This window comes from Kitasatospora cinereorecta (assembly GCF_024172095.1).
Taxonomy (GTDB): Bacteria; Actinomycetota; Actinomycetes; order Streptomycetales; family Streptomycetaceae; genus Kitasatospora; species Kitasatospora cinereorecta.
In genome coordinates this window covers 94,991-121,545 of the sequence record NZ_JAMZDX010000004.1, presented here as the reverse complement: position 1 = coordinate 121,545, position 26,555 = coordinate 94,991, and the positions used below count along the sequence as shown (strand labels likewise).

30 protein-coding genes are annotated in these 26,555 nt (G+C 72.2%); 14 read left to right on the top strand and 16 right to left on the bottom strand.

Annotated elements, in window-relative coordinates:
• Positions 1-33: 33 nt before the first annotated feature.
• Both FHR36_RS20565 and FHR36_RS20560 read right to left on the bottom strand, forming a co-directional pair.
• The gene (locus FHR36_RS20565) at positions 34-606 is read right to left on the bottom strand and encodes a class IV adenylate cyclase (RefSeq protein ID WP_253799619.1); all 573 of its coding nucleotides are present in this window, start codon (positions 604-606) and stop codon (positions 34-36) included.
• 17 nt (positions 607-623) lie between these two features.
• The gene (locus FHR36_RS20560) at positions 624-1,091 is read right to left on the bottom strand and encodes an NUDIX domain-containing protein (protein WP_253799618.1); all 468 of its coding nucleotides are present in this window, start codon (positions 1,089-1,091) and stop codon (positions 624-626) included.
• A 296-nt stretch (positions 1,092-1,387) separates the two neighbouring features.
• Here FHR36_RS20560 and FHR36_RS20555 point away from each other — a divergent pair, with 296 nt between their 5' ends.
• The 5 genes from FHR36_RS20555 (at position 1,388) to FHR36_RS20535 (ending at position 4,039) form a co-directional block, all read left to right on the top strand.
• On the top strand, positions 1,388-1,882 hold the full coding sequence (locus FHR36_RS20555) for a hypothetical protein (RefSeq protein WP_253799617.1): 495 nt from the start codon (positions 1,388-1,390) through the stop codon (positions 1,880-1,882).
• A gap of 212 nt (positions 1,883-2,094) precedes the next feature.
• Positions 2,095-2,499 (top strand): hypothetical protein, encoded by a 405-nt coding sequence (locus FHR36_RS20550; RefSeq protein ID WP_253799616.1) that lies wholly within the window; start codon positions 2,095-2,097, stop codon positions 2,497-2,499.
• A gap of 82 nt (positions 2,500-2,581) precedes the next feature.
• Positions 2,582-3,016, top strand: a complete 435-nt coding sequence (locus FHR36_RS20545) for a VOC family protein (protein ID WP_253799615.1) — start codon at positions 2,582-2,584, stop codon at positions 3,014-3,016.
• A 418-nt stretch (positions 3,017-3,434) separates the two neighbouring features.
• On the top strand, positions 3,435-3,833 hold the full coding sequence (locus tag FHR36_RS20540; protein WP_253799614.1) for a carboxymuconolactone decarboxylase family protein: 399 nt from the start codon (positions 3,435-3,437) through the stop codon (positions 3,831-3,833).
• Positions 3,833-4,039: a hypothetical protein gene (locus tag FHR36_RS20535; protein WP_253799613.1), complete on the top strand. Its 207-nt coding sequence runs from the start codon at positions 3,833-3,835 to the stop codon at positions 4,037-4,039. Before FHR36_RS20540 ends, FHR36_RS20535 begins: the two co-directional genes overlap by 1 nt.
• A 47-nt stretch (positions 4,040-4,086) precedes the next feature.
• On the opposite strand, the gene FHR36_RS20530 is transcribed toward FHR36_RS20535, so the two are convergent.
• From FHR36_RS20530 to FHR36_RS20515, 4 genes are all read right to left on the bottom strand, one after another.
• On the bottom strand, positions 4,087-5,232 hold the full coding sequence (locus tag FHR36_RS20530) for a lactonase family protein (protein ID WP_253799612.1): 1,146 nt from the start codon (positions 5,230-5,232) through the stop codon (positions 4,087-4,089).
• Positions 5,233-5,426: 194 nt separating this feature from the next.
• Positions 5,427-6,407 (bottom strand): zinc-binding dehydrogenase, encoded by a 981-nt coding sequence (locus FHR36_RS20525; protein ID WP_253799611.1) that lies wholly within the window; start codon positions 6,405-6,407, stop codon positions 5,427-5,429.
• Between the two features lie 102 nt (positions 6,408-6,509).
• Complete coding sequence (locus tag FHR36_RS20520; RefSeq protein ID WP_253799610.1) at positions 6,510-7,094, bottom strand: TetR/AcrR family transcriptional regulator; 585 nt, start codon at positions 7,092-7,094, stop codon at positions 6,510-6,512.
• Between the two features lie 143 nt (positions 7,095-7,237).
• Positions 7,238-7,957 (bottom strand): dienelactone hydrolase family protein, encoded by a 720-nt coding sequence (locus FHR36_RS20515; RefSeq protein ID WP_253799609.1) that lies wholly within the window; start codon positions 7,955-7,957, stop codon positions 7,238-7,240.
• A gap of 216 nt (positions 7,958-8,173) precedes the next feature.
• On the opposite strand from FHR36_RS20515, the gene FHR36_RS20510 reads away from it, so the two are divergent.
• Entirely contained in the window at positions 8,174-8,587 is a 414-nt protein-coding gene (locus FHR36_RS20510; protein WP_253799608.1) for a hypothetical protein, read from the top strand.
• Positions 8,588-9,497: 910 nt separating this feature from the next.
• Here the strand turns inward: FHR36_RS20510 and FHR36_RS20505 are convergent.
• Entirely contained in the window at positions 9,498-9,734 is a 237-nt protein-coding gene (locus FHR36_RS20505; RefSeq protein ID WP_253799607.1) for a hypothetical protein, read from the bottom strand.
• Between the two features lie 164 nt (positions 9,735-9,898).
• Positions 9,899-10,396: a phosphoribosyltransferase gene (locus FHR36_RS20500; protein WP_253799606.1), complete on the bottom strand. Its 498-nt coding sequence runs from the start codon at positions 10,394-10,396 to the stop codon at positions 9,899-9,901.
• Positions 10,397-10,655: 259 nt separating this feature from the next.
• Between FHR36_RS20500 and FHR36_RS20495 the strand changes: the two genes are divergently transcribed.
• Positions 10,656-11,327: an RICIN domain-containing protein gene (locus FHR36_RS20495; protein ID WP_253799605.1), complete on the top strand. Its 672-nt coding sequence runs from the start codon at positions 10,656-10,658 to the stop codon at positions 11,325-11,327.
• Between the two features lie 217 nt (positions 11,328-11,544).
• Here FHR36_RS20495 and FHR36_RS20490 read toward each other — a convergent pair whose 3' ends face one another.
• A complete protein-coding gene (locus FHR36_RS20490; protein WP_253799604.1) occupies positions 11,545-12,822 on the bottom strand; it encodes an aspartate aminotransferase type Ic in 1,278 nt (425 codons plus the stop codon).
• A gap of 177 nt (positions 12,823-12,999) precedes the next feature.
• Positions 13,000-13,482, bottom strand: a complete 483-nt coding sequence (locus tag FHR36_RS20485) for a nuclear transport factor 2 family protein (RefSeq protein ID WP_253799603.1) — start codon at positions 13,480-13,482, stop codon at positions 13,000-13,002.
• Between the two features lie 297 nt (positions 13,483-13,779).
• Here FHR36_RS20485 and FHR36_RS20480 point away from each other — a divergent pair, with 297 nt between their 5' ends.
• Positions 13,780-15,276 carry a DUF2252 domain-containing protein gene (locus tag FHR36_RS20480; protein ID WP_253799602.1) on the top strand — a complete coding sequence of 499 codons (1,497 nt, stop codon included), beginning with the start codon at positions 13,780-13,782 and terminating at the stop codon, positions 15,274-15,276.
• Between the two features lie 29 nt (positions 15,277-15,305).
• Here the strand turns inward: FHR36_RS20480 and FHR36_RS20475 are convergent, their stop codons facing one another.
• The 3 genes from FHR36_RS20475 to FHR36_RS39440 form a co-directional block, all read right to left on the bottom strand.
• Positions 15,306-15,446 (bottom strand): hypothetical protein, encoded by a 141-nt coding sequence (locus tag FHR36_RS20475; RefSeq protein WP_253799601.1) that lies wholly within the window; start codon positions 15,444-15,446, stop codon positions 15,306-15,308.
• 183 nt (positions 15,447-15,629) lie between these two features.
• Positions 15,630-16,295 carry a hypothetical protein gene (locus FHR36_RS20470; RefSeq protein ID WP_253799600.1) on the bottom strand — a complete coding sequence of 222 codons (666 nt, stop codon included), beginning with the start codon at positions 16,293-16,295 and terminating at the stop codon, positions 15,630-15,632.
• A gap of 34 nt (positions 16,296-16,329) precedes the next feature.
• Positions 16,330-16,584 (bottom strand): nuclear transport factor 2 family protein, encoded by a 255-nt coding sequence (locus FHR36_RS39440; RefSeq protein ID WP_301330554.1) that lies wholly within the window; start codon positions 16,582-16,584, stop codon positions 16,330-16,332.
• Positions 16,585-16,691: 107 nt separating this feature from the next.
• Here FHR36_RS39440 and sigJ point away from each other — a divergent pair, with 107 nt between their 5' ends.
• The 4 genes from sigJ to FHR36_RS20445 all read left to right on the top strand — a co-directional run bounded on the left by sigJ (position 16,692) and on the right by FHR36_RS20445 (position 20,895).
• Positions 16,692-17,684: an RNA polymerase sigma factor SigJ gene (gene sigJ / locus FHR36_RS20460; protein WP_253799599.1), complete on the top strand. Its 993-nt coding sequence runs from the start codon at positions 16,692-16,694 to the stop codon at positions 17,682-17,684.
• A 76-nt stretch (positions 17,685-17,760) separates the two neighbouring features.
• Positions 17,761-18,957, top strand: coding sequence for an NAD(P)/FAD-dependent oxidoreductase (locus FHR36_RS20455; protein ID WP_253799598.1), 1,197 nt, complete (start codon positions 17,761-17,763; stop codon positions 18,955-18,957).
• A 262-nt stretch (positions 18,958-19,219) separates the two neighbouring features.
• Positions 19,220-19,963 (top strand): hypothetical protein, encoded by a 744-nt coding sequence (locus FHR36_RS20450; RefSeq protein WP_253799597.1) that lies wholly within the window; start codon positions 19,220-19,222, stop codon positions 19,961-19,963.
• Positions 19,964-20,154: 191 nt separating this feature from the next.
• Complete coding sequence (locus FHR36_RS20445) at positions 20,155-20,895, top strand: YcnI family copper-binding membrane protein (RefSeq protein WP_253799596.1); 741 nt, start codon at positions 20,155-20,157, stop codon at positions 20,893-20,895.
• Positions 20,896-20,985: 90 nt separating this feature from the next.
• Here FHR36_RS20445 and FHR36_RS20440 read toward each other — a convergent pair whose 3' ends face one another.
• Positions 20,986-21,909, bottom strand: a complete 924-nt coding sequence (locus FHR36_RS20440) for a phosphotransferase (protein WP_253799595.1) — start codon at positions 21,907-21,909, stop codon at positions 20,986-20,988.
• 150 nt (positions 21,910-22,059) lie between these two features.
• Positions 22,060-22,986: a hypothetical protein gene (locus FHR36_RS20435; RefSeq protein ID WP_253799594.1), complete on the bottom strand. Its 927-nt coding sequence runs from the start codon at positions 22,984-22,986 to the stop codon at positions 22,060-22,062.
• A 521-nt stretch (positions 22,987-23,507) separates the two neighbouring features.
• Between FHR36_RS20435 and FHR36_RS20430 the strand changes: the two genes are divergently transcribed.
• Positions 23,508-24,236, top strand: coding sequence for a LamG domain-containing protein (locus tag FHR36_RS20430; RefSeq protein WP_253799593.1), 729 nt, complete (start codon positions 23,508-23,510; stop codon positions 24,234-24,236).
• Positions 24,237-24,279: 43 nt separating this feature from the next.
• Here the strand turns inward: FHR36_RS20430 and FHR36_RS20425 are convergent, their stop codons facing one another.
• On the bottom strand, positions 24,280-25,149 hold the full coding sequence (locus tag FHR36_RS20425) for a hypothetical protein (RefSeq protein ID WP_253799592.1): 870 nt from the start codon (positions 25,147-25,149) through the stop codon (positions 24,280-24,282).
• Between the two features lie 402 nt (positions 25,150-25,551).
• Between FHR36_RS20425 and FHR36_RS20420 the strand changes: the two genes are divergently transcribed.
• Positions 25,552-26,421 (top strand): hypothetical protein, encoded by an 870-nt coding sequence (locus tag FHR36_RS20420; protein ID WP_253799591.1) that lies wholly within the window; start codon positions 25,552-25,554, stop codon positions 26,419-26,421.
• Positions 26,422-26,555: the final 134 nt, after the last annotated feature.

The following is a 26,555-nucleotide window of genomic DNA, read 5'->3' as shown; positions in this document are numbered from 1 at the left end:
CCCGGCGCGTAGCCCGTACGGAGCCGGGGCGGTTCAGCCGTGCCGCGGTCCGCGCGCGGCGGCGACCGCGTCCGTGTACAGCTCGGTGGTGAGGTCGTCCACCGCGACGCCCAGGTCGGCGAGGACGCCGCGGACGACGGCCAGCGCGCCGGGAAGGTCGCCCTCGTCCTTCGCCATGGTCTCGACCTCGAGGAACGTGCCGTCGATCTCGGGCACGCGGACCAGCGTGGCCAGGAGCCGGCGGCCGTCCACGGTGAAGGCGTAGCTGCTGCACCGCTTCTCGAAGGCGATCCGCGGCACGTGGCCGAGGCCGCGGAGGATGGCGTGCGCCGCGTCGCCGTCCTCGACACCGGTCTCGTACTCCGGCTTCGAGCCGGAGGCCGCGTCGACCCTGGCTCCCTTGTACGTGAGGACGGTCCGGGTGCCGCCGGCACCGTGTACGGTCCGGATCCGCAACTCCCGGTCGCCGCCCATCAGCTCACCGGCCGGGTCGTCGTAGTAGGTGTCGCGGTACACCTCGTACCGGCCGGGGCCGTACGCGTCCTCCAGCAGCGCCCGCATGCGCTCGGGGTCGTGGACGCGCGCCTTCAACTCCGCCTCGATCACCGTGGCCGCCCCTGCCGTCAGCGGACCACGGGGATGGCGCCGGAGCGCCAGTCCGTGAGCCGCTTGCGGATGCTCGCCACCATCGGCAGGCCGTCGGTCTCCTCCGGACGGAACCAGCCCACCTCGTGCGACTCGCCGGACGTGCGGAGCCCGCCGCCGACCGGGCGGCCCAACAGGCAGATCGAGAACTCCTGCCGGACCTCGCCGTCGTCGTACGCGAGGATGTGGCCCGGGTCGGTGTAGGTGCCGACGATGCCGGCGATTTTGATCCGGATCCCCGTCTCCTCGAGCGTCTCCCGGATCCCGCACCCGGCCAGCGACTCGCCCAGCTCCATCACGCCGCCGGGCGGCGCCCACATGCCGTTGTCGGTGCGCCGCTGCAGCAGCACCCGGCCCGTGTCGTCGACGACGATCACGGACGCGGCCGGTACGAGGCTGTTGGGCTTCGGGGCGTCCGGGTCGTCCTCGTAGTCACGCCTCGCCATGCTGCACCTCCGGGTCCCACGCGATTCGGATCGGGGAGTCGTCGCCCACTTTACGGTCGGGATCGGGCCCGCGACCGCGCCGCCGAAGCCGCCGCGGCGTCCGCCGAAGCCGCCGCGGGGCGGACCGCGCCCGCGACATGACGACACGCCAGGCGAGGCCCGGTCGGTCGCGATCGGAAGGTAAAAGATGGGCAAAGTGGCGGGCTGGTTCGCCGGATCGGCTCTCTCTCCCTATGAACGCGCGGCCGCACCGGCCGTCGGTCGTCCGTCGTCCGCACCGAATCGAGGATGGTCCCGTGAACGATCTGCCCGTATCGCCCCTCCGTGCGCTGCCGGACGGGAACGCCGAACTCCGCGTCGTCCTCACCCTCAGCTGGAACGACGTCGCCTCGCTCGGACGGGAGGCCGGTCGGCTCGCCACGCGCCTGCAGCGCGCGGTCAGCCTCGACGAGGTCGCCAGCCAGCTCCTGGCCGCCCGGCCGGAATCCGCCACGCTCGCACGGGCCGCCCGTGGCAACCCGGCCCTGGAGCAGCCCGCTGCGGCCCTCGCCCCGCAGGTGGAACAGGCACGGCAGAGCACCGAGTTGATGATGCGGTCGCCCGCCGCATCCTCGCCCGCCACCGCCTCGCCCGCCGCTCCCGCGGCGGACTCGACCGCACCCGCGGCGACCGCCCGGACCGGCCCGGCTCCCGCCCCGAGCCTGCCGACCGCCGTGGCACCCGCCCCGACACCGGCCGCCCCCTCCGCCCCGGCCGTTTCGGCAGTACCTGCCCAGGCGCCGGCGGCCTGACCACTCCCGTGCGGCGGCCCGGCGCCTGCCCCGGCGCCGGCGCCGCCGCACGGGAGCGGCGGATCGCCGGGGGTGGCGGTGGTGCTTCGGTGGGGAGGGAGACAGGCGCGTTGGGGCGCCCGCATCCGACTGACGGCTGATCGGAGCCGCGGTGGCAGACGGTTCTTTGTGGACGGACAATCCATTGGGAGCCAGCAAGCAATGGAGGCGGCATGACCGACCCGCAGACCATCCTCGAACAGGCTCGCCAGGGCACGGTGCCGGCGAACTGGCGGGTCTTCACCAAGAAGCGGGGGAAACTGTCCGGCCTGCTGCGTGGGTCCTCGCACGACCCCGATCCGCTGCTGGTCATCACCCCCGACGCCGCCGTCGAATACCGCGACGCGAGCACGACGCCGGAGGTCGTGAACTTTGCCGAGCTTGCCGCGGTGGACCTGAAGGTCCGCGGGCAGAGCTTCTCCGACAGCACCATCGTGAACATCTCCGCCTGGCTCGATCTCCGCTACCGCAGCGGCAGCAAGGCGAAGTGGCGGCCCGCGTCCTTCGGGGACGGCTTTCAGGCGATCCAGGGATTCCTGGAGGCGTACGGCGCTCACAGGGCCCAGCGCGGCGGCTGACGACCACCGTGGTCGTGTGCCCGGCGCCTTGGCACAGGGACGGTCCTGGCAGGGTCCCCCTGGTGCGCGGTACGGTGCGCCGATGTCGGCAATCAAGAAGTTTCAAGTCACCTTTGACTGCGCAGAACCTGAGCGCCTGGCCCGCTTCTGGTGCGAAGTGTTGGGGTACGTCATGCCGCCGCCGCCGGAGGGGTTCACGACCTGGGACGATTTCAACCGCACCCTGCCTCCTGAGAAGCGGGGATCGTGGTCCGCCTGCAGCGATCCCTCTGGAGTGGGCCCGCGCCTGTACTTCCAACGAGTTCCTGAAGGCAAGGTCGTCAAGAACCGGGTGCATCTCGACGTTCGGGCCGGCACCGGGCTGGTGGGCGACGAGCGCCTCGCCGCGCTCGAAGCCGAGTGCGCACGACTGGTCGCGCTCGGTGCGACCCACGTGCGAACGCTGTACGCCGATGAGGAGAACGAGTCGTGCATCCCGATGCTGGACATCGAGGGAAACGAGTTCTGTATCGACTGAACATCCTCCGAGCCGGGCTGGTCCGGGACGGTGGTGCCGGCATGACGGCGGGGGAGGGAACTGCCGGGGTCGACGGTGCCGGTCCGAGGCAGGCGGGTGGTGTGGTGTCGAGTTGTCGCCACATGCCTGTCTCGTCGTAGACCTCCCAGGCTTCGGCGATCCTACCGTCGGCGAGGCGGAAGATCACCATCTCGTCGACCGCGCAGGCTGGAAATGCGGCGGCCAGGGCGGCTAGGTTGGAGGTACGGCCTCATGCCGCCATCACCCCCGCAGCCTCCAGGGCGGGCCGATGGCCGGTGCCCACCGGTGCGGTGGATGCCTGCGTGCGGGTGCTGGGAGCGTTCGGCCCTCGGCAGCCCGCGCGGCCGGCGCGGGCGGGGTCGAGCCGGGTGTGACGGCCGACGAGGAGGATGCCGCCATGGCTGCTCCGGTGAACCGCGGCGAGATCGAGGCCGACATCAAGGAGACCCTGGGCCTGGTCCCGCACTTCTTCAGTGCCATTCCCACCGAGCTGCTCGGCCCGGAGTGGGAGATCTTCAAGCGCATCGAACTCGGTGAGACGCTCATTCCGAACAAGTACAAGGAGCTGATCGGGGTCGGGCTGCACGCCGAGACCAAGTGCAAGTACTGCAGCCTGTTCCACACCGAGGCCGCCAAGCTCTTCGGCGCCACCGACGAGGAGATCCAGGAGGCCGTCCACTACGCCAAGGCCAGCCTCGGCTGGAGCGCCTACATCAACGGCATGCAGGAGGACTACGACCAGTTCGCCGCCGAACTCGCCCAGGTCACGGACTACGTCCGCTCGAAGGCCGGCTGATGGAGCTGGAGCGCGTGCGGCCCGCCGTCCTGCGTGTCACCCTCCACGCCTACGAGCTGGCCGCGCTGGTCGCCGCCGCCCGTTACATGGTCGACACCGCGCCCGACGACGTCCCCACCGAGTCGCTGCACCAGCTCGCGCAGCTGCTGGCCGACTACGACCGGCAGCTGCGCACCCTGCCGGCGGCGGTGCCGCCGACAGGGTGAGCCTCGCAGAGCTTCGCAGGGCTACTCGCGGTGAAGCGCCTCGCGGGTCAGAAGGCGACGATGCCCTCGCCGCCGACGCCGTTCGGGACGGTCTGCGAGCCGAGGGCGGTGAGGGAGCCGTCGTCGTTGATCGCGAACTCGTCGAGGATGCCGTGGACGCCGGTCTGGGCGTACAGGTAGTGCCCGTCGGAGGAGACGGCGGCGTCGACGGTGCCCGGGTCGGTGGGGGTGTTGCCGAGGGCGGTCAGGCTGCGGCCGTGGTCGGCGGTGCGGAAGCCGGTGAGGGTCGAGCTGCCGGCGTTGGAGGTGTAGAGCAGGTCGCGGACGGCGACGATCCAGCAGGTGGCCGCCTGGCCGGTGGCCGCGGAGGCTTCCTGCGTGACTGTGCCGTCGCGGTTGACGGTGACGGTCGCCACGGCGTTCGTGCCCGCCTCGGCGAGGAACAGCCCGCGTCGGCCGTTGGGGACGAACGCGAACGGGACGGCCCCGGGCAGCTGCGTGGTGACGGGGGTGTCGGCCGGGGCGCCGGAGCGGTCGAGGCCGAACACCAGCAGGCTGCTGCCGTTCGCCTTGGTGGTGACCACGAGCTGGGAGCCCTCGCCGGTGAAGCCGACCTGTCCCGGGGTGTTGGTGAACTGGGGGGTGGCGTTCGGGTCGAGTCCCAGGCAGCGGTTCCAGTCCGCCTCCTCGTGCAGGCGGCCCCCGTGGACGGTGTAGCCCTGGACGGAGCCGCCGTCCAGGGCGTTGAGCACGTACACCACGTCGTCGTGGACGGCGACGCTGACCGGGAAGCGGCCGCCCGAGCCGACCACCTGCCGCAGTGCGAGCCGGTCGCCGTCCACGGCGAAGACGGAGACGGTGTCGCTCCCGGCGTTCACCGCGTACAGCAGGGCGTGGCGCGGGTCGTAGGTGAGGGAGCCCTGGGAGGCGAGGTGGTCAGCGACCGAGCCGTCGAGGACGCCGCCGAGGCCGTGGGTGTCGTAGGTGGCGGCCTGGGTCAGGTGCCCGTCGTCCGCGCGGCGGTAGGCGATGACCTGGTTGCCCGCCGGGTTGTCGTTCTGGACGAACACGGCGTGGTTCCCGCCGTGGGGACGGCCTGCGCCGCCGTGCGCCGCGGACGCGACCGGGGCGCACACGGCCGCCGTCGCGAGGGCGGTCGCGACGGCGACGGCGAGACGGGTGATCTTCTGCACGGTGTCCTTGCCTCCTAGAGGAAAGCCCGCGACTGTTCCGTCGCGGCTGCCGCTCGCAAGGTATGTGACGATGTGTCGAAAATGACGGATTCGTGGTGGTTCGGCCGGTCGCGGTGTCACGGCCGGCCCGGCGGGGCGGGTGTCGTCGCCGCGCCGGGCTCGGACGGCCGGTTCGGCCGGTCCGGGGGCGTCGGTCAGTCGAGGGTGACGACCAGCTTGCCCAGGGCCGTCCCGGACGCCATCACCCGGTGGGCCTCGACGATCTCGTCGAAACCGAACACCCGGACGGGGCGGGCCCGGTGGGTGCCGTCCGCCACCTTGGCGAGGATGGCGTCGAACGGCACGGCGGAGAGCGGGAATTCCGGCGTACCCAGGACGAACGCACTGCCGAAGAAGCTGAGTTGGACGCCGCTGGGCAGGTCGGCGAGCGGCGCGAAGTCCTGGACGGGGGCGAGGCCGCCGAGGAAGCCGAGCTGGCAGACCCGCCCGCGCGGCCGCACCGCGGCCAGGGAGTCACGCAGCACGCTGTTGCCCACGATGTCCAGCACCGCGTCGACCTCGATCCCGCGGGACCGTACCTGCGGGGCCAGCTGTCCGTCGTCGACCAGGACGTGCGAGGCGCCGATCTCGCGCAGGAGCCCGGCCCGCCCCGCGTCACGGGTGGTGGCCACCACCGTCGCGCCGTGGTCGCGGGCAAGGCTGACGGCGGCCTGGCCCAGCGCGGACGTCGCCCCGCGCACCAGCACCGTTTCTCCCGGCCGTAGGGCGAGGTTGCCGTGCAGGGCGCTCCACGCGGTGGCGTAGACCTCGGGGACGGCGGCCAGGTCGGGCCAGGGCAGCGACGTGTGCACCGGCACCACGTTGCCCGCGGGGACGGTGACCAGTTCGGCGTAACTGCCGTTGCGGGTCCGGCCCATGCCGCCGAGAAGGGCGACGACGGCCGTTCCCTCGGCGAGCCGGCCGCTCGGGTCGTGGGCGACGGTGCCGGCGCACTCGATCCCGGTGACCGGAGCGACCTCGCCCCAGGCTCCGCTGCGCATGTACGTCTCGGCATGGTTGAGGCCGAACGCCCGGACGCGGACGAGCACGTCGCCGTCGGCGGGGCTCGGGTCGGGGAGCTCGGTGGCGGTGAGGACCTCGGGGCCGCCGTAGGACGAGATGACGATGGCGCGCATGGCGCTACTCCGTTCTTGATTATTCTTGAGTGGGCATTCAACTATGGGGCCGAAAAAAGGGCCGCCACGGAGTGTGGCGGCGAGCCGCGGGTGCGGCGGGGCTCAGGTCAGGCCGACGAAGGCGTTGTCGACGATCGCCCGCAGGACCGCTTGGTCCGGGTTGGCCTTCCCCACGACCATCAGTCCCTGGGCGGTGGCGACCAGCAGCCGGGCGGCGCCGGCCGCGTCCAGATCGGCCCGTACCTCGCCACGCCGCGCTGCGGTCGCCAGCGCCCGGGTCATGCAGTGCTCGAGTCGGGCCAGGTGGCCGCGCACCACCGCGGCGGCCTCGTCGTCCTCGGCGGCGTTCTCGATCGCCGTGTTGACGAGCAGACAGCCCTGGCGGCCCTCGGGGCTCAGCAGGTCGCGGACCAGCCCGTCGAAGTAGCCGCGGACCTCCGCCACCGAGGCGCCGGGGGAGTCCAGCTCGCCGAGCTTCTGCGGGACGACGAGCTTGGAGTAGCGCTCGAGCGACTTCAGGAACAGGGCGCGCTTGCCGCCGGGGAAGGCGCTGTAGATGCTCCCCGGCTTGACCCCCGTCGCCTTCACCAGGTCCTCGATGGACGTGGCCCGGTAGCCGCGCTCCCAGAAGCGCCGCATGGCAGCGTCCAGGACCTGCTCCGGCTCGAACTCCCGCGGTCGTGGCATGGGAAGAACATACATGAGTGATCATTCAAGAACAAGCGCCCGTACGATCCACCGGGCCGACGCAGCGAGCCGGGAGCTGTCCTCGGCGGACGGCGTCCCGGCCCGCGTCACCTACCGTCCGGTGAGGGCCCGACGGTCCGGACTCACCTCAGGTGCCGGTCGTAGAACCGGCCGCCGTCCTCCAGTTCGAACCACGGGGTGCCGGTGTGACCGCCTAGGTTGGCGTGGAGCGTCTTCTCCTTGGTGCCGAAGGCGTCGAACAGGTCCAGGGCCCGCTGCCGCGGGTTGCCCTCGTCGTCCCACTGCAGCAGGAACAGCAGCGGAACGGTGACCTGCCGGGCCTCCTCGCGCTGGGCGCGGGGCACGTAGCCCCCGGCGAAGAAGCCTGCGGCGGCGATGCGCGGTTCGGTCACCGCCAAGTGGATGCCGAGGGCGGTCCAGCCCGAGTACCCGACCGGGCCGTCGACCTCGGGAAGTGCGAGAAGCGCGTCCAGGGTGGTCCGCCACTCCGGGACGGCCTTCTCGACCAGCGGGCCGACGAAGGACTCGAAGATCTCATCGACCGGCTCGCCGGCCTGCATGGCCCGACGGAGATCGGCGCGGGCCCGATCGTCGGCGGCGGACCGGGGCCGGTCACCGCACCCGGCGGCGTCGATGGTGGCCACCGCGTAGCCGCGCGCCGCGGTGTACCGGGCCCGGGCCACCAGCCGCGGCTCGCGCCTGGGCAGGCCGTTGTTGTGGGCCATCAGGACCAGCGGGGCCGGGGCGGATCCGGGCGTCCAGAGGGTGCCGGGGATCTCGCCGAGGACGAATTCGCGCTCGACGACGCCGTCGTCGAGGTGCTGTTCGGAAGTGAAGTGCACGGTCGCGCCTTTCGGGAGTGCTCGTGAACGGCGCTCCCGGACGACCTATCGCCCGACCGTGACCCCGGAGGGGAGCACCCATGTCGAAACTGCGTTCACGGGTACCACCTCCTCGTTCTCTCGCACGGCCTCCGGAAACGTAGCAGGGGCCGTCGCCGTCCGCCAAGCGACTTCCCGTGCAGCCGCCGCCCGCGACGAGCGCGTCACCGTGACGTCGTGGTCGTCGCCGCCCTCGCGGCGAAGTCCGGTGACAAGCGTGTGCCGTACAGGGAGACTGGCGGCACACCGCTACGAGTTGTCGAGTCTGAAGGGCAGAGAGTGGCACTGGCGAAGAAGGGTTCCCGCCGCATAGTCGTCGACGGCGTCGAGTACCGCTGGCGACTGAGCAGGAAGCACTGGTGCTGCGACTACGACCTCAGCACCTTGGCGTACATGGTGGAGGACGCGGCTCGTCCCGGAACGACGCTCGTCGTGGAGACCGGTCGGCCGGTCGTCCTCGAACCGAGCATGGTGCCGACCGAGGTCGTCCTGCCGCGCGAAGTCGCCTCGGGCATCCGGGCCGCGCGGACACAGGGCTGGTCGCCCAGCTCCGACGGTTCGCCGTTCAAGCTGCACCATTCCTCGGTCTGACCGGGCCTCGTACTGCAAGAGGCGCGCCCGGGGTCGGAGGCGACCACGTCGCCGGCGGGGCCGTACATCAGGTCGCCGGGGGCTGGCCGATGGCCGAGCCAGCTCTCCACCTGGGAGGTCGGGTACCCGGTCAGCGGGCCTCGTCCAGTCGTACTTGGGGGTCGCTCTGTGCGTCCACGGCCGTGCGAAGAGGCCCCGCTGCCGTTCGGCGGTCGGGTCCGGAGCCCGGACGGCCGTGGGCGGTTGGGGGTCCGGCCTGGCGGCCCCAATGCCGCGGTGCCCTTCGGCTGCTTGGCCGACCATCGGCCGCCCGGACCCCTGCTACCTTGGCGCCTCAGATCTCGATGCGTCGTTGCCACCACGGCAGGTGTTGTGGAGCGAACGGGTCGTTGACTGTTCTGCTGAGGATACGGGCGTCGACCGGAGCCAGCGCGGCCCGTAGTTGGCGTCGAGCCCGGGATCGCAGGTTCCAGGCGGCCACTTCGAGCAGCGTGCGGATATGCCCGGTCGGGACGTCTGTGCACCCGTAATGCCACTCTTCAGCACTGCGGGGCCGGCCGGCTCTCAGAGCCCAGCGCCGGAAGGCGAGTGCGACATCGCCCTGCGGCAAGCCTCGTTCGCGCTCGAATGTGGCGATCTGTCGGTTTGCCGAGGCAGAAAGCCCCGGTATGACGGTTCGTCTGTCGTGCCTGCTGTCCCGAAGTGGGAGCTGGGACCTGATCTCGCCCGGTGTCCGGCGAGGCATGTGGACTTCCTGAAGATACCCGTGCTGGCAAGGTCCCCGAACGCTAGCCCAGCCGCCCACGATCCTCAAGGTGCGGCCTGAAGGCAGTGGCTCAAGGGGTGCTCGTTCCGACCCGGACAGCGCAGCGCCCGAACCCTCCTCACTGATCGGGCGCGTGCCCGGGTCTCAGAGTCGCGGGTGGCCGTAGCTGCAGCGAACGCCCCAGGTTCCGGTCGGAGCGAAGGTCTCGCCGCTTGCTCGTGTCACTGTGACGTCCATCTTCATGCCGTCGAACAGGATCCGGTCGCCCGGTGCGAGGAACAGCGGGCTGGTCAGCTCGCAGAAGTAGCCGTCGTCCTTTCCGAGGTTATTGACCATCACGAGCCGCGGGACCGGGGTGACTCCGTCAGTGGTCAGGCGCATGCCCCGGATCGTTCCACGGAGGTGACGGTCGCCGCGACCGGTTTCGAAGCAGCGGCCGCGTCTTGAAGGTCGAGCTCACCGCCGCCCTGGCCTCGCCGGTGGGCCTCCGGGTGTGAGGGGGCAGGGCCTTGCGGAAGTCGCGCGGCCGGCCGCGGCGGGATTTGTCAGGCGTCCAGGACCTGGTTGCCGCGCCTGACGACCGGCGGTTCCGTCGACCACGGGAAGTTGATCCAGTCGTCGGTCCGCTTCCACACGTACTCGCACTTCACGAGGGAGTGCGACTTCTCGTAGATGACGGCGGAGCGCACCTCGGCGACGTGGCTGAGGCAGAAGGTGTGCACCAGCTCCAGTGTCTTGCCCGTGTCGGCGACGTCGTCGGCGATCAGGACCTTCTTGGCGGAGAAGTCGATCGCCTGGGGGACGGGCGCCAGCATGACCGGCATTTCGAGGGTGGAGTTCACACCTGTGTAGAACTCGACATTCACGAGGTGGATGTTCTTGCAGTCCAGCGCGTACGCCAGGCCGCCGGCCACGAAGACGCCGCCACGGGCGATGCTCAGGATGAGATCGGGCTCGTACCCGTCGTCGGCGATCGTCTGCGCGAGTTCGCGCACCGCCCGACCGAATGTCTGGTAGTCCAGGGTCTCGCGCTTGTCAGTCACAGTGTTCAGTCTCCTGGGTGGTCGGCCGGGCGGCGAACACCGGCGCGCCGAGGGCGCGCCGCCCACTCGACTCGGTGGCGGTTCCCGTCCTCGTGGCTCCCGGCAGCCCGGACGCGTCGTCTTCTCCGACGCCTCCTCCAATGGCTGGTCGGGATTGCAGCGGGTCGGGAGGCCCTGTCAGCTTGGCATAGTCCTTATACGGACTTACTGCGGATTCCGATGATCCGCAGGTCAACTGCCAGGCGAACAGGAAGGTCTCATGCTCACTCGGAACTCGGCGCGAAAGATGCGGATCGGGCTCGGTGTCACCGCCGCGATGGGCGCTCTCGCCCTGACTCTCACTCCCGCAACCGCGCAGGCGACCGGCGCGGCACCGGATGTCCACCCGGCGATGGTGTTTCCGGAGGTGGATGTGCAGGTGGTGGACGTGACGTCGCTCTCCCAGATCCCGGGAGTCGGCTCGCACGCCCGCCGCGAGGTGAACGGCAAACGTATCGTCTACCGCGCCAGGCTGTTCACCAACAATCTCGGCGGGCAGTGCCTCGACGGCGACACCGTCACGCTCGGCAACAACCCGGCCAAAGTGCAGCTGTGGCACTGCACCGGCGCCGAGAACCAGGTCTGGTACTGGTCGCAGGTGGCCGGTCAGCCCGAGGGCCGGTACAACATCCAGAACAGCGTCAAACTCCAGTGCCTCGAAGGCGACAGCGCGGCGATCGGCACCGACGGCGCCAAGGCGCAGCTGCGGAGCTGCAACGGCGGGAGCAATCAGGTCTGGCTCTGGGACGGCGGCGGCGTCGGCAGCCTGAGGAACCTCGACGGTAACCAGTGCCTCGACGGCGACACCGTCACCATCGGCACCGACGGCGCCAAGGTGCAGCTGTGGCACTGCACCGGGGTGCAGAACCAGACCTGGACGTTCCACGACTAGCGGGCCGGCGTCCGTACCCGGCCGGCCCCGACGAGGTGGCGATCCGAAGGCCCGCATCTGACGGGCTCGGCGCCGGCGCCTGCGGACGTCCCCGGAGTCGGGACACTCCCGCCGTCCGGACGCGGGTCACCGCACGATCAGGGACGACCCCTGGTCCGTACGGCGGCCCGCGTCCGAGGGGCGCGGTTCCCGGCGTCCCCGGCGGGACCGGCTCGGGTCAGGCGGCGGCGCGCTCGGCGGCGGCGAGGCGGACGCAGACGGCCACGCCCTCCATGGCCGCGCGGACCTCGTCGACCGACGGGAAGGACGGGGCGAGCCGGATCTGGCTGTCGCGCGGGTCGCGGCCGCCGGGGAAGGCGGCGCCCGCCGGGGTGAGCGCGATGCCGGCCTCCTTGGCCAGCCGCACGACCTCGGACGCGCAGCCCTCCGGGACCTCCAGGCTGACGAAGTAGCCGCCGCTCGGACGCGTCCAGGTGGCGATGGAGCCGAGTTCGCGCTCCAGCACCTCGTACACGGCGGCGAAGCGCGGCTCCAGCAGGGCCCGGTGGTGCTCCATGTGGCTCTCGACCGCGGCGGCGTCCTTGAAGAAGCGGGCGTGGCGCAGCTGGTTCAGCTTGTCCGGGCCGATGGTCTGCGCGGCGGCCAGGCGCGCGTACCAGGCCATGTTGGCGGGGGAGGAGCCGAAGAAGGCCACGCCGGCGCCGGCCGCGGTGATCTTCGAGGTGGAGCCGAAGACAAAGGCGCGGTCCGGGTGGCCGGCGTCGGCGCAGGCGGTAAGGATCGGCAGGATCTCGGTGGGCTCGGCGGTGAGGTGGTGGACGGCGTACGCGTTGTCCCAGAACAGGCGGAAGTCGGGGGCGGCCGTGGGCATCGCGGCGAGGCGGCGCACCGTCTCGTCGCTGTAGCTCTCGCCGGTCGGGTTGCTGTACTTGGGCACGCACCACATGCCCTTGATCCGCGGGTCGGCGGCGACGAGTTCCTCGACGACGTCCATGTCGGGGCCCTCGCCGGTCAGCGGGACGGGCACCATGGTGATGCCGAAGCGGTCGCAGATCGTGAAGTGCCGGTCGTAGCCGGGCACGGGGCACAGGAAGCGGATCCCGTCCACGTCCGCCCAGCGCTGCTCGGCGCCCGGGAGCACCGAGAGCATGGCGTGCGCGACCATGTCGTGCATCACGGTGAGGCTGGCGTTGCCGCAGGCGAACAGTTGCTCGGCCGGGACCTGCAGCGGCTCGGCGAAGACCGCGCGCAGCTCGGCGAGGCCCTGGAGGCCGCCGTAGTTGCGGCAGTCGGTGCCGTCCGCCGACTTGACGTCGCCCGGCTGGAGGATCGTCAGGAGGGCGTCCGAGAGGTCCAGCTGCTCGGACGAGGGCTTGCCCCGGGTGAGGTCGAGCTTGAGGCCGCTCGCGCGGAGGTCCTCGTAGGCGGCGCGGGCGGCCGCGAGATCCGCTGCCTGCTCCGGCCCGACCGACGGTGACGTGGACGGCTGTGACATGGGTTCCCCTCCGGGGTGGCTGCGGTTGGGCCGGGGACTGCGCCGCCCAATCTACCAACGCTCCCGGGTCCGCCGGCCGGACGGCGGGGCCGTGACCAGCTCGGACTCGGTGTCGTGGTGCCCTGTCCGCCTTCCCGCGGCTCGGCGGCCTTCGGTTCGCCGAGCCGCAGGAGTGCGTCAGGAGGCGGGTGAGGCATGCGCGGAGGGGAGTCGCCGGGTGTCGCCGCCGAAGGGGAGGAAGGCGGTGCGGCTGGCGAGCAGCCAGACGCCGTCGACCTTGCGGAAGATGTCCTCGTAGTGACCGACGTTCGCCGGGAGAACGGGCTCGACCATCCCGCCCGGGTAGCCGTCGACCCGGTAGGTCGTCAGGTACGAGACGGCCCGCGCGGTCGCCTCGTTCTCGACCGTGACCAGGATGTTCGTCATCAGACGACGTGACAGCCGGTCGGCCGGGCGGGAGGCGAAGTAGGCGCGCAGGGCCTCGCGCCCCTCGACGTGCCGGTCCCCGAAGGGCCAGTGCCAGGCACCGTCGGGCGTGAACAACTCGGCCACCGAACCCGGGTCGCCGAGGTCCAGGCGGTGGACGAAGTCCACGATGATGCGCTCGCAGGCGCGTTCCGCGAGCAGCCGGTCGATCGGGGAGATGATCATGTCGTCCATGCCCCTTTCTACCAGCCCCGACAGGCACCGGGGCAGCGAGTTTTCGGCACCGTCCCCGGCGGGGCCCGCACCACGATCCCGACCCTCCGCATTAGGCCAGTCGGTGAGGGGCAGCGCGTTTTGCGTCGCCGTCGACCGCTGCTCGGGCCCTCGCACCGTCTAATGGAGGCGCGGCGCGGTGGTGCACGCGCTGCGAGGTCCGAGGTCGCGACGTCTGAGTACCCGTCACCAGGAGAAGCGGATGAATCCGATGAGCAGGGCCGGGAACGCGGCCACCCCGTACGAACCGGCGCCGCGATGACCAGCACGCCGTCCACTGCCGGCAGCGCCCGGAAGCACGGGTCGAAGCGTGCCGCGCCCGCCAGGCCCCGGCCGCCGAAGGCAACTCCACCCGCTCACCCCGCCCACCTGACGCCCGCCGAACGCGCGGCGAAGGGCGAGGCCGCCAGGAAGGCCGTCCCGCTCGGCGCGCACGCCGGGTTCGACACCGGCCCGGACCGCGCGGACCCGGTGGCGATCCTGGAGGGTCAGGCCGACTCACGCGTCGCGGAACTCGTGCCCATCCGCTACGGCCGGATGCTGGTGTCCGCGTTCACCTTCTATCGCGGCGCCGCCGCCGTGATGGCCGCGGACCTGGCCCGCACCCCCGCCTCAGGCTTGCACGCACAGCTGTGCGGCGACGCCCACCTGTCGAACTTCGGCCTGTTCGCCTCTCCCGAGCGCCGCCTGATGTTCGACGTCAACGACTTCGACGAGACGTTCCCGGGCCCGTGGGAGTGGGACGTCAAGCGGCTCGCGGCGAGCCTGGAGATCGCGGCCCGGGAGAACGACTTCACCGCGAAGCAACGCGCCAAGATCCAGCGTGCCGCCGTACGTGGATACCAGCGGGCGATGGCCGACTTCGCGGGCATGCGCCGGATCGACGTCTGGTACGCCCGGGCCGACGTCGACGACATCGCGGAACTGCTGGCGGGGCAGCTGAAGAAGACCGCCCGCAAGAAGCTGGACAAGACCATCGCGAAGGCACAGGCCCGCGACAGCCTGCGGGCCTTCGGCAAGCTCACCGAGGTGGTCGGCGACCGGCGCCGCATCGTGGCGGATCCGCCGCTGCTCGTGCCGATCGCCGACCTGCTGTCCGAGAAGGAGCGGGCCGTTTTCCAGGCGATGATCCTCGACCTGCTGCGCCGCTACCAGGCCACGCTGCCGTCGGACCGGGGTGTCCTGCTGGAGGGCTACCAGTTCGTCGACATGGCCCGCAAGGTCGTGGGGGTGGGCAGCGTGGGCACCCGCTGCTGGATCGCCCTGCTGACCGGGCGGGACTCGGACGATCCGCTGTTCCTCCAGGTCAAGGAGGCACAGCCGTCCGTCCTGGCAGAGTTCCTGCCGCACGGCCCGACCCACGGGAACGAAGGCGAGCGCGTCGTCCGGGGGCAGCGGCTCATGCAGGCGGCCAGTGACATCTTCCTGGGCTGGGAGTCCGTGGAGGGTGTCGACGGCCGCCACAGGGACTTCTACGTCCGCCAGTTGGCGGACTGGAAGGGGTCCGCCGACATCGGGCAGATGGTCCCCGGCGGACTCGCCCGGTACGGCGAGCTGTGCGGGTGGACCCTGGCCCGGGCCCATGCCCGCTCGGGGGACAGCATCGCCATCGCCGCGTATCTGGGTGACGACAAGGAGTTCTCCCACGCGATCGCGGAGTTCTCGTCCCTGTACGCGGACCAGAACGAGCGCGACTTCGCCGCCCTGGAGCAGGCCGAACGCGACGGGAGGATCGGCGTCGAGCGCGGGTTGTGAGCTCCGGGCTGGGTGGGCTGTGCGTGGGGTCAGTGCCAGTAGCTGGGGGTGTCGCTGCCGGGTTGGTTCCAGGCCCAGACCAGGAAGGTGATGACGGCAGCGACGACGAGGACGGCAAGGACGAAGCAGCCGAGGGCGCCTCGCCGGTTCGGGCGGTTGATGTCGTCCACTGGGCCCCCGGGTGTCGAGTCCGACGTGAATCCGAGCGTGGCTGACAGATGGGCGGAGGGCAAGGGCGCAGCCGGTGCGAGGCCGTCCCACCGGCGCATGCCCGGCGCGCCGGCGCTCCTGGTCGCTCAGGTCTTGCGGGCCCCGGGCCCCGGCTGCCCGCCGGCCGCAGCCTGCGGGCCGGGTCAGGGACGGACGTGGTCGGAACGGTCGCCCGGCTGCGCGGCAGGGGTCGGCCCGGCGGGCTGCCGGGCCGCAGCCGGGCGGATGACCCGGCAGGCGAAGACGGTGTGCGCGGCGATGACGAGCACCGCGGGGAGCCCGCCCGCCAGGAGAACGAACGCGGGCACGATGTTCGCGAGCAGCGCGAGGGGGAGGCGGGCGTTGCGGCCACGCGACGCCCATGGGGCCACCATCAGCAGGGCGGCCAGGACCGGGGCCCCGATCAGCAGGGCGGTGATGCCGGCGATCTGGAGGTACTCCTCCAGCGGGGAACCAGGGAGGCCCGTGCCGTAGACCGTCCCTCCACCGGCGAGCGCGGGCAGTGGGGCGAGCAGTGCCACCGGGGTGAGGTAGTAGGCGGCGTAGTGGGCGGCGGCCCGCCCGGTCCAGCGCACGGCGGCCCACCCGTCGGCCGCCCAGGAGGGGGCGCCGATGGCGAACGGGAGGAGCAGCAGCGGCGCCACGAGGAGGAGCAGGAGCCCGACGTCCCCGCCCGGGAGGTCCTGGGTGAGTTCGAACACCCCGAGGTAGCCGACGGGCAGCGCGACGAGGGTCGTCACGGAGAACGAACGACCGATCGCGCAGGCCAGACTGCGACCGGCCGTCCGGCCGGGCTGGAACGCTTGCACTCACCCTCCTCAGTGGAGTTGAACGTGTTCAAAACTATTGGCTGCGGGCGGTTCCGGTCAAACGGCGGGGTGCCGAGCCGGGCAGCGGGCTGGTGTCGACGTACCGGATCTCGTAGACCCGCTCGGTGAACCTCCAGCCGTCCCGGGTACGCCGGTAGCGGTCGTGGTAGAGGGCGTAGTTCAGGTGCGAGGTGCCGTCGTGCAGCCGTCCGAGCTCGGCGACGTACGCGCGGCCGGTCGCGCTTCCAGCCGATGGTGGTTGTCCGTTCCACCGGTGACGACGGGGCAGCAGGCCGGAATGTCAGGCGGCCACCCGCATCACATTCCGAGGGGTTGCCTCGTCGTACGGATGAGAGCAGATGGCACGGAGAGATCGACGAAGGAGAGTCCGGCACCATGAACAGCCCGTCCGAAGCAGGAACCGACCACACCGACCCGGTCCTCGGCACGATCATGGCCGAGCGGCGTCAGCTGATCGGCGTGGCGTACCGGCTCCTCGGTTCGATGGCCGACGCCGAGGATGTCGTGCAGGAGACCTACGCGCGCTGGTACGCCATGACCCCGCACCAGCAGGACGCCGTCGAGTCCCCCGGGGCCTGGCTGACGAAGGTCGCCGGCCGGATCTGCCTCGACCAGCTCCGCTCGGCCCGGGTCCGACGCGAGAGCTACGTGGGCCAGTGGCTCCCCGAGCCGCTGCCCGGACGGCCGGAGTGGCTGGACGCGTACCCGGGAGACGGCACGGCGGCCGACCCGGTCGACCGGGTGACCCTCGACGAGTCGGTCACCATGGCCTTCCTCGTCGTCCTCGACTCGATGACCCCGGCCGAACGCGTCTCGTTCGTCCTGCACGACGTCTTCCGCTACCCCTTCGCCGAGGTGGCGGAGATCGTCGGCCGCACCCCGGCCGCCTGCCGCCAGTTGGCGTCCTCGGCCCGGCGACGGATCGACGGCCCCCGAGCGAACGCCACCCCGGAAAGCCGACGAGCCGGCCTCGTCCGAGACTTCCAACGGGCCTGGGAAGCCCAGGACATCGAGGCGCTCATCGGCCTGCTCGCCCCCGACGCCACGGCCATCGGCGACGGCGGCGGGCTGGTGAACGCCGCGCTGCTCCCCGTCGAGGGCAGCGAGCAGATCGCCCGCTACCTGGTCGAACTCCTCGACCGCGTACCCGGCCTGACGGTCTCGCAACACACCGTCAACACCCAGCCCGGCCTCACCGCCCACCTGGACGGCGTGACCGTGGCGGTCTTCGCCTTCGACGTCGAGGACGGCCGGATCAAGCGCATCTGGGCGGTCCGCAACCCGCAGAAGCTCCGTTCCTGGCCGACCCGCGCCAGCTCCGCCCACACCACCGCCCACACCACCGCCCGCCCGACCGAACCGTCGTGACGGACAGCGCCGGACAACCCCGGGAAGCACACCGCACCGACGGGCTTCCTCACCTCACCACCGACAGGAGCACCAGATGAAGCACCGCATCGTCGTCCTCGGCGCCGGCTACGCCGGGACGTACACGGCCGGGAACCTGGCCCGCCGCCTGTCCCCGGCGGACACCGAGATCACCGTGGTCAACGCCGCGCCGGACTTCGTCCAACGGCTGCGGCTGCACCAGCTCGCAGCCGGCGAGGAGATCACCGCCCCGAAGCTCGCCGACGTCTTCGCCGGCACCGGGATACGGCTGCGCCTCGCCCGGGTCACCGCCGTCGACCCCGAACGCCAGGTCGTCGCCGTGGCCGATGCCGACGGACGCGACGGCGAACTCGGCTACGACACGCTCCTCTACGCACTCGGCAGCCACGGCGCCGACCACGGCGTCCCCGGCGTGGCCGAGCATGCGTTCGACATCGCGAGCCGGCCCTCCGCGCTGCGCCTGCGCGAGCGCCTGGACAGCCTGGGCAGGCGGGGCGGCGGAGAGGTGCTGGTCGTCGGCGACGGGCTGACCGGCATCGAGACCGCCACCGAGATCGCCGAATCCCGGCCCGGCCTGTCGGTGACACTGATCGCCCGCGCCGAGCTGGGCGCCCCGCTCTCCGCAGCCGCCCGCAGCCACCTGCGCCGGGCCTGCGACCGGCTGGGCATCACCGTCCTGGAGCACACCCGCGTCGAAGCCGTCGAAGCGACCCGGGCACTGTGCGCCGACGGCACCGCCGTCAGCTCCGACGCAACCGTCTGGGCCGCCGGATTCGCCGTCAGCCCCATCGCCGCCGCCGGAGGGCTGGAGGTCACCGGGAACGGTCGGATCGTCGTCGACCGCACCATGCGGTCCGTCTCGCACCCGAACGTCTACGCCGCCGGCGACAGCGCCTACGCCATCGGCGACAACGGCCGCCTGCTGCCGATGTCCTGCGCCACGGCCGGATTCACCGGCATGCAGGCCGCGGCAGCGATCGTGGGACGCCTGACGGACCGCAGGATCGCGACCACCAAACTGCAGTACCTGGGCAACCACATCAGCCTCGGGCGGCGGGACGGGATCCTGCAGATGGTCGACGGCGAAGGGCAGGCGACACGGTGTGTGGGTGGCCGAACAGCCGCCCGGGTCAAGGCCGGCATCCTCAAGGCGTCGCTGTGGACCACCTCGCACCCGACCTTCGGCCTGCCCAACCGCCGGCACCACCTGGTCGCCGCCTCGACCGCGGCCGCCGAGAGGTCGCTCGCGTAGCCGGGTACCCGGAGCGCGGAAGGACAGCGGGGCACCGCGGTGCTCCCAGCCGCGCGGACGCCGGCATCAGCAGGACGGAAGCACGCAGGCTTCGTCCCTGAGCGGTTTCGGCCCACCGCGCCGGTTCCTCCTCCGAGCGGAAACACGGGTGCACGACACTGCGCTCACCGATTCCGTCAGGGCGGGGACCACTGGGGGGAGGGGCAAGCTTTACCCTTCGCCGGCCCGGTGGTGGGCGAGCCGCTGCCATGATGGGTCGGCCATGTCCGTGACCGCCGCACCCCAGCCGTCCCGCGCGGCCGCGACCGACGTGCGGCTGGTGCGGGCGGCGGCGTTCGCCACCGCGAGCGTGACACTGGCCTCGGCCGCCCACGCGGCCGCCGGCGGCCCGCTCGGCCCGGGCCGGATCCTCTGCGGCTGGCTGCTGGCCTGGGCCGCCGCCGCAGCGGGTACGGGCCGCGAGCGCACCCTGCTCGCCGTCGCCACCGCGATGCTGATGAGTCAGCTCGGCCTCCACCTGTTCTTCGTCGCCGGCCACGCGCTCCTCGCGCCTCCCGCGGTCCGGCCCGTGACTCCGGCCATGGACGGTATGGCGGGGATGGATGGCATGCCCGGGATGCAGGGCGCGGCCGGGCACGTGCACGGCGCTCACCTCCCGTCCCCGGGCGGGGCCCACGCCGCCGCCCACACCACTCTCCTCGGGCTGTCGCCCGGCATGCTGGCCGGCCACGCCGCGGCCGCGCTCGCCACCGGCTGGCTGCTGCACCGCGTCGACACCGCACTGTGGCGGCTCCTCGGCCTCGCCCGCACCGTCCGCGCCACGGCGCGCCACTGGCGGGCCCGGATCGCCGACACCCTCGACCGACTCACCGGCCGCAGCTCCGCCCCGCTCGCCGGGCCCGCACGCACCCGGCGCCCTCCCCGCGCCCGTACGCACCGCATCCGGCCGCTGCTGCTGGACCACACCCTGGTCCGCCGGGGCCCGCCCGGGGGCGTGTACGCGTAGCCGCCCGGCGGGGACCGTGTCCTCGCCGTCGGTGGGCTGCGCGACCCCGCCGCCGGGCACGGCCGTGGAACGGCCGCCCGGCCGTCGTGCACCCCCGTACACCCCATCCCGCACGTCGCGCACCGCGGCGGCCCGAGGGCCGCCGTGCGGAGCCGCGTCGTGCCGATCTCCCGGACGGAGACCCACGCTCCATGCGTTCGATCACTTCCCGCCGTCTCACGGCCGCGGCCCTGCTCGCCGGTTCCGTCGTCCTGGCAACGGCCGTGCCGGCGTTCGCCCATGTCACCGTGCAGCCCGGCACCGCCGCCCAGGGCGACTACACCGCGGTGTCCTTCCGCGTACCCGACGAGAGCGACACCGCCTCCACCACCAAGCTGGAGGTCAACCTGCCCGCCGACCACCCGGTCGCCTCGGTCGCCACCCGACCGCTGCCCGGCTGGACCGCGACCACGGAGAAGACCAAGCTCGCCGCGCCGATCAAGACCGACGACGGCGACGAGATCACCGAGGCCGTCACCAAGATCACCTGGACCGCCGACGCCGGTGCGAAGACCGCACCCGGCCAGTTCCAGGACTTCACCGTCGCTCTAGGCCCGCTGCCCACCGACACCGACAAGCTCGTCTTCAAGGCCCTGCAGACCTATGACGACGGCAACGTGGTCCGCTGGATCGAGGACAGCAAGGAGGGCCAGCCCGAGCCCCAGCACCCGGCTCCGGCGCTGACCCTTACCAAGGCCGCCACCGACGGCGACGGCCACGGATCGTCCGCCGCGCCCGGCGCCGCCGCCCACGCCGCGCCGCCCGCGAGTGGTTCGGCCGCGTCGAACGATCCCACCGCGCGCATCATCGGCGTGATCGGCATCGTGGTCGGCATCGCCGGCACCGCCCTCGGCGTGTTCGGCCTGCGCCGCCGCACCGGTACGCAGTCCTGACCCCCGGTCCGGGCGGTCGCCGACCCGGCGGCCGCCCGGACCGCGCGCCACCGAGCCCCGAGCCGTCCGTGGCTGCGTTCCGGCCGTCGGCTACGACTGATCGGTGGCCCGGAACGGTTTGGCGCGCAGCGCCTCGCGGCTCCAGTAGCCGGTGGTCTGCTCCAGCCACTCGACCGTCCGGGCGACCCGGCGTTCCAGCTGCCACTCGGTCTCCTGGTCGAGGATCGCGCGGGCCATCGGCTCGAAGCCCAGGGTGAGCGCCCGGATCCTGGTCCGGCGCATCAGCTCCCGGTCGATGTCGACGCGGCCGACACCCCACTTCTGCGAGAGCAGCCAGGCTGCGTCGAGTGCGGGGTCGAAGAGCTGGGCCGCATCCCAGCCCAGCACGCCGACCAACCGCCTCGACCCGTCCCAGAGCAGGTTGGACGCGTCCAGCGCGCCATGCACCAGGGAGGGCCGCGGTACGGGCAGGTCCCGCGCCTTCGTGATGCGTCGACGCGCCTCGCGACGTCCGGCCCGTGGCAGCCGCGGAACCACCTCACCGAGCATCAGTTCGGCCCAGCCGTCGCCGCCGACGCCCTCGTGCGGAACACCGAGAACGTCCGCCAGCGGACCGCAGTCGACCTCGCGCAAGGCGCCGAGCAGCGATGAGAGCTGCTGCGTCCCGGCAAGAACGAGGTCCGAGTGCACGATGCGCGGGGCAGTGAAGCGCCCGTACATCCAGCTCAGGGCGACTGCGCCGCGTCCGTGGACGGTCACCACCTCGGACAGCGGTTCCGGGACCTCGAACGGTAGGCCCAGCCGCGCCAGGCGGCGCAGCAGCTCCGTCCGGCGTGGCAGCGCCGTGGCGGCGGCGGGCGTGCGCGCCACTCGGAGCACGGCGGCCCCCGGCAGTCGCAGCTCGTCGTGGGAGGAGCCGCGCAGGAGGTGCGCCTCGTGCCATCGCTGCCCCGGCAGCGTCGCCTCCGCGACGGCCAGCAGTTCCTCGTCCGCGCGTTCGCTTCCCCCGGTCATCCCGGCAGGGTAGGGCGGTCCGGTGAACACCGGGTGGTGGCACTGGCCCTGGCGATTGCGTCCGCGCGGTTCGGCGGGCGGCAGCGGGCCGCAGCGGGCGGCGGCCCAGGGTGAGACCGGTGAGCCGGCACGGTGACCCGTGACTGCGGCTCACTCAGTCCCGGCCGCGCCGTCCCTGTTCTGTCGTGCCCGGTGCACCAGCAGCGCGACTATCGCGCCGCCCGCCGCGACCAGCGCCACAAGCCCTCCCAGCAGCAGCCACCGCGACCCGCCCGTCCCACGGGAGGACGCTACCGGCACCGTGGATGCCACTGGCGAAGGCGAGTCCGAGGCCGAGACGGTCACCGACGGGCTCGCGCTCGGCGTCGGCTCCGCTGAGGCGCCGACTGCCGCGCTGCTCGGGGTCTCGGCCTGGGGCGTCGCGGACGCGTCGGCGGCTCCCGAGGTGGCCGAGCGCGTGGCCGAGTGCGTGGGCGTGGGCTTCGGCTCGGCCGAACGGCTCGTCGCCGCCGGGGTGGGAGCAGGGGCAGAACTGCCGTAGCGGAACGTGGTCTGGGGCGGAGTTCCCAGGTTGTCGAGCACCCCGCTGACGTACTCGCCCGAGGGCGTCATCAGCGCATAACTGGTCAGACCGGTACCCATCAGGTGCATGGTGCCGCGGGCCGCGTCCGGCCCGAGGGTGACCTTCGCCTGGACGGTCATCGAACCGTGCGGCTCGATGAACAGGACCCGCTCCCGCTCGTAGAGGGCCCAGCCTCCGGTGGCGTCGGCATGGTCGGACGCTCGCCATCCACCCGTCGCCGGGTCGTTCCACAGCACGCTGATGCCGGTGTCCTGCTTCGTGCTCTCCTGTGCCGTGTTCCACATGCTCAGGTAGAAGCCCATCACGTTGATCCGGTACTGCGAGGTCGACCGGACGGTCATCGTCACCGTGAAGCTCCCGCCGACCGGCAGCGACGAGGGGACCCCGCTCATCGTCTTGCTGGTCGACCCGTTGCCGGCGGCCGACGCCGACCCGGGCAGGAGCAGGAGAACGGCGGCAGTGAGCACAGTTGCCAGGCCGACGCGACGATTCATGGGACCCCCGGAGAGCTGCAGGTGAGCCGCGGCTCCGCCGTATGCGGAGCAGGCGGCGCCGCATGCTAGCAGGCACCCCGACGGCGGGTGGTCGGTGGATCGGTGCCAACGCCCTGCCTCTCACGGCCGGTTCCGAACCCGCCTCGCCGGTAGGTGGCCGGCAGGGCGCGAGCCCGAAGCCGTTCAGGACCTCGACGCCATCCCGTCGAGGACGCGGCCGGAGCCCGGCGGCAGCGGCCTCCGGCCCCCGGTGGCGACGCAGTGCGCCCGTGCCGATGGGAGGCAGGTGTCCCCGCTTCACTCGTCGGCAGGCACGCGCAGCCTCCGAACGAGTGACCGGTCGTGCATTCGCCCCACCCGGAGGGCGGGCGACGGGCAGGCTCGCTGCATGTCGGGTGTTTCCCACCCGGATGGAACTCGCGTCGATGGGATGCCCCGTGCAGTGGCTGTCGTTCATACTCTCGCTCGTGCTGGGCCTGATGGGCATGCTCGGGCCTCGACTACCGGACGCTTCCTCCGACTTGTCCACCCCTGCGCCCTACGGGAAGGCGCAGCCGGTCTTCCGGGACACCTTCGACCGCGTGAGCGTGGGAGGCGGCGGGACCTGGGGCTGGAAGACCGGCGCCTACAGCGGCAACTGCACCGACAATCCAGGGGACTTCAAGCTCGACCACCTGACACCGGACGCCCTCAGGGTCGACAACGGCACCCTCGTGATCACTGCCCGGCCCGCCGCCGACGGCCGGTGGGACACCGGACTCGTCACCACCGGCGACTCCTGCGGCTCGGGCGGCAGCGGCGCCCAGATCCGGACCGGCGACATCCTGCTGGCCCGCATCCGCCTGCCCGCAGCCGACTCGGGAGCCTGGCCGGCCCTGTGGACCTGGCGGGACGGACGCAACGAGATCGACGTCTTCGAGTGGCACGGGGACCGCCCCGGCGTCGCGGAGTTCGTCAACCACGTCCGGGGCGGAAGCGGCACCTACACCTCGGACGCCGTCCGGCCCGGGGCCTGGATCTACGTCGGCGCCCGGTTCGGCGCGAGCAACACCGTCTGGTACGTCGGCTCCGCCCAGGACCGGCTCGAGATCGCGTACCAGGACCATCGGGGCGTGGGAGAGGACTTTGCCGCCTTCCCGGTCCTCAGCCTCTCGGTGAACAACGGGCGTTACCACCACGCCCCACCCGGCAAAGTCCCCGTCGACCTGGCGGTGGACAGCATCACCGTCTACCGCCCCGCAACTCCCTGACCGCCCCCGGCACCCACCGGCCCGGGATGGTTGGACGCCGCGCTCAGGTGACGCTTCCCGCCCGTAGCGACTGGCCGAGGTAGAGGACCAGCAGCACGAGCCCGAACCCGAGGGTGACGGCGCCCGCGCTGTTGGAGTCGACGCCGTGCACCGTCAGGAACGGACGGACCAAAAGGTAGAGCGCGGTGAGTACGGCGGCGTTGACGGTCTGTGCGAGCGGCCGCCATGCCAGGTCGTGGAGGTCGGCGGCGCCGGTCGACACCGACAGCGGTACGAGGGCGATACCGACGAGGAGTGCGAAGAAGACGAACAGGAAGCTTCCCTCGCTGTCCTCGCTGTGCCAGGTCCAGCCGGTCCGCACGAAGCCGGGGAGGTCCTTCGTGTCGTTGACGACGGCTCCGAGCTGGGGGGCGGACGGCGCCCACAGCGCCAGGACCTGGCTGCCGGGGTGCGGCTCGTCGACGGTGAGCCCGTACGCGGTGACCTGCGGGCCGCCCGGCATGGCGAGGACGAGGTCGGCGTGGTAGCCCGTGACGTCGCCGTCGTCCTCGACCTCCCGGACATCGGAGGCGGCGATCACCGTCGCGGTGACGGCGGCAGCACCGGCCTGCTTCAACTGGCGGACGTGTTCACCGCCGTCCATCGCGCGGAGCGAGCCGGGCACTGCCGCGGCGAGCGGAATCAGGACCCAGACCGCGGCATGCCGCACGTACACCCAGAGCTTGCCGCCGAAGCGCACCGGCGCCCTCGGCCCGAGATCCTCCCGCGCGTCCTGCTTGGACAACGACACCCGGCCGGCCTGCGCCCGCGCCCTCGAGCGCAGCGCGGCGCGCAGCCAGAGGGCGGCCACCCGCAGCCAGAGCAGTCCGACGCCGGTCCACCCGAGGACGAGCAGGCCCCTCAGCGGCTGCACGGCACCGCTCCCCATCCCGCAGGCCCACACCACCGCGACGCCCAGCACGGCCCACGCAGCCACCGCGCAGCACCGAACCACCCACGTCAGAACGTGTCCCACCGCGACCCCCCGTGATCGATTTCGGCGGAGTCTCCCATACTCGTTCGCTCGCCGTTCGACGTTTCCGGCGAGACCGGTGGGTGCCCGTCCGGGCGGCGTCAGAGGGCGGGCCACCCGTGATCGCGGACTGGGGTAGGGGGTAGGGTGCCGCGGTCGTTGTCGCCCGGGACGGTCGGGTGATCTCCGTGAAGGGGCGTGCGCGTGTCAGGTCCGGTCGGGTCGCCGCAGAGTGTCGAGCCGTTGACGTCCGACGTGCCGTCTCGCTCCCGGTGGAGCGCGGGAGGCGCTCCGCGTGCCTGGATGTGGATCGGGATCGCGGGTGCCGTGGGCCTGGTCGCCGTGCTGGTGGTCCCGTTCGCCCCGCGGCCGGCCGACGGTGAGCACCCGGTACCGGTCGCCTCGCTCGCACCGGGCAGCTGCGTCCGGTTCCCGTCCAAGTCCGCCGACCCCAAGGTCCGTCACGAGGACTCGGACGGGGTGGCGCTGCTGCGCGAGGTGGTGCCCGTGGCGTGTACCGAGCCGCACCGCGGCGAGGTGGTCGCTCAGGCCGCCCTCGACCCGGAGCGACTTCGGTACAACGATCTGTCCGCAGCCTCGCACGCCGCGTGCCGGGAACCGTTCGCGGACTACAACCCCGACTTCTGGGCCCTGCCGGCCAATGTGGGCATCACCCTCGTACCGCCGAGGGAGCAGGACGTCGCGCAGCACCCGCTCGCAACCTGCCTCTACATCGGCCTGTCCGCCCCGCTCGCCGGCCCGTTGCGGGCGGATCCGTCCCGGCTGACCGTCGGGCAACGGCGCTACCTGGACGCGGTCCGCCCGTACGACGAAGTCTCCGCGGACGGCCTGGACGCGCGGGAGTCGATCCGCAACGACCAGCTCACCGCGTGGGCGAAGGAGATGGCGGCGGCCGAGCAGCGAACGCTGGACGAACTGCAGCGCATCGGCGCCCCGACCGGGGCCGAGCAGCCGTTCGCCGTCGTCCTCGACCAGCACCGCAAGGGTGCGGCCGCCTGGCAGGCCGCGGCCGCCGAGACGACGCCCAAGGAGATCCACCGCCGAATGGTCGATGCCCGGGACGCCGAGCACGCCGCCATGGACGCCGACCAGGCCGTCCGCGCGGCACTCGGTCTGTCGACCACGATGCGGCCTCGCGGCTACTCGCTCTGACGGTCCGTCCGGAGGTTCACTCTTTCAACCGGTGCGGACGGCGGGGTCGGGCACCGGCGTCGGGCCACGGGACTGCGGGCCCTGACACGGCAGCTGTAGTTCGTGATGTGTAGCGCATCGCCGCCGGTCATCGG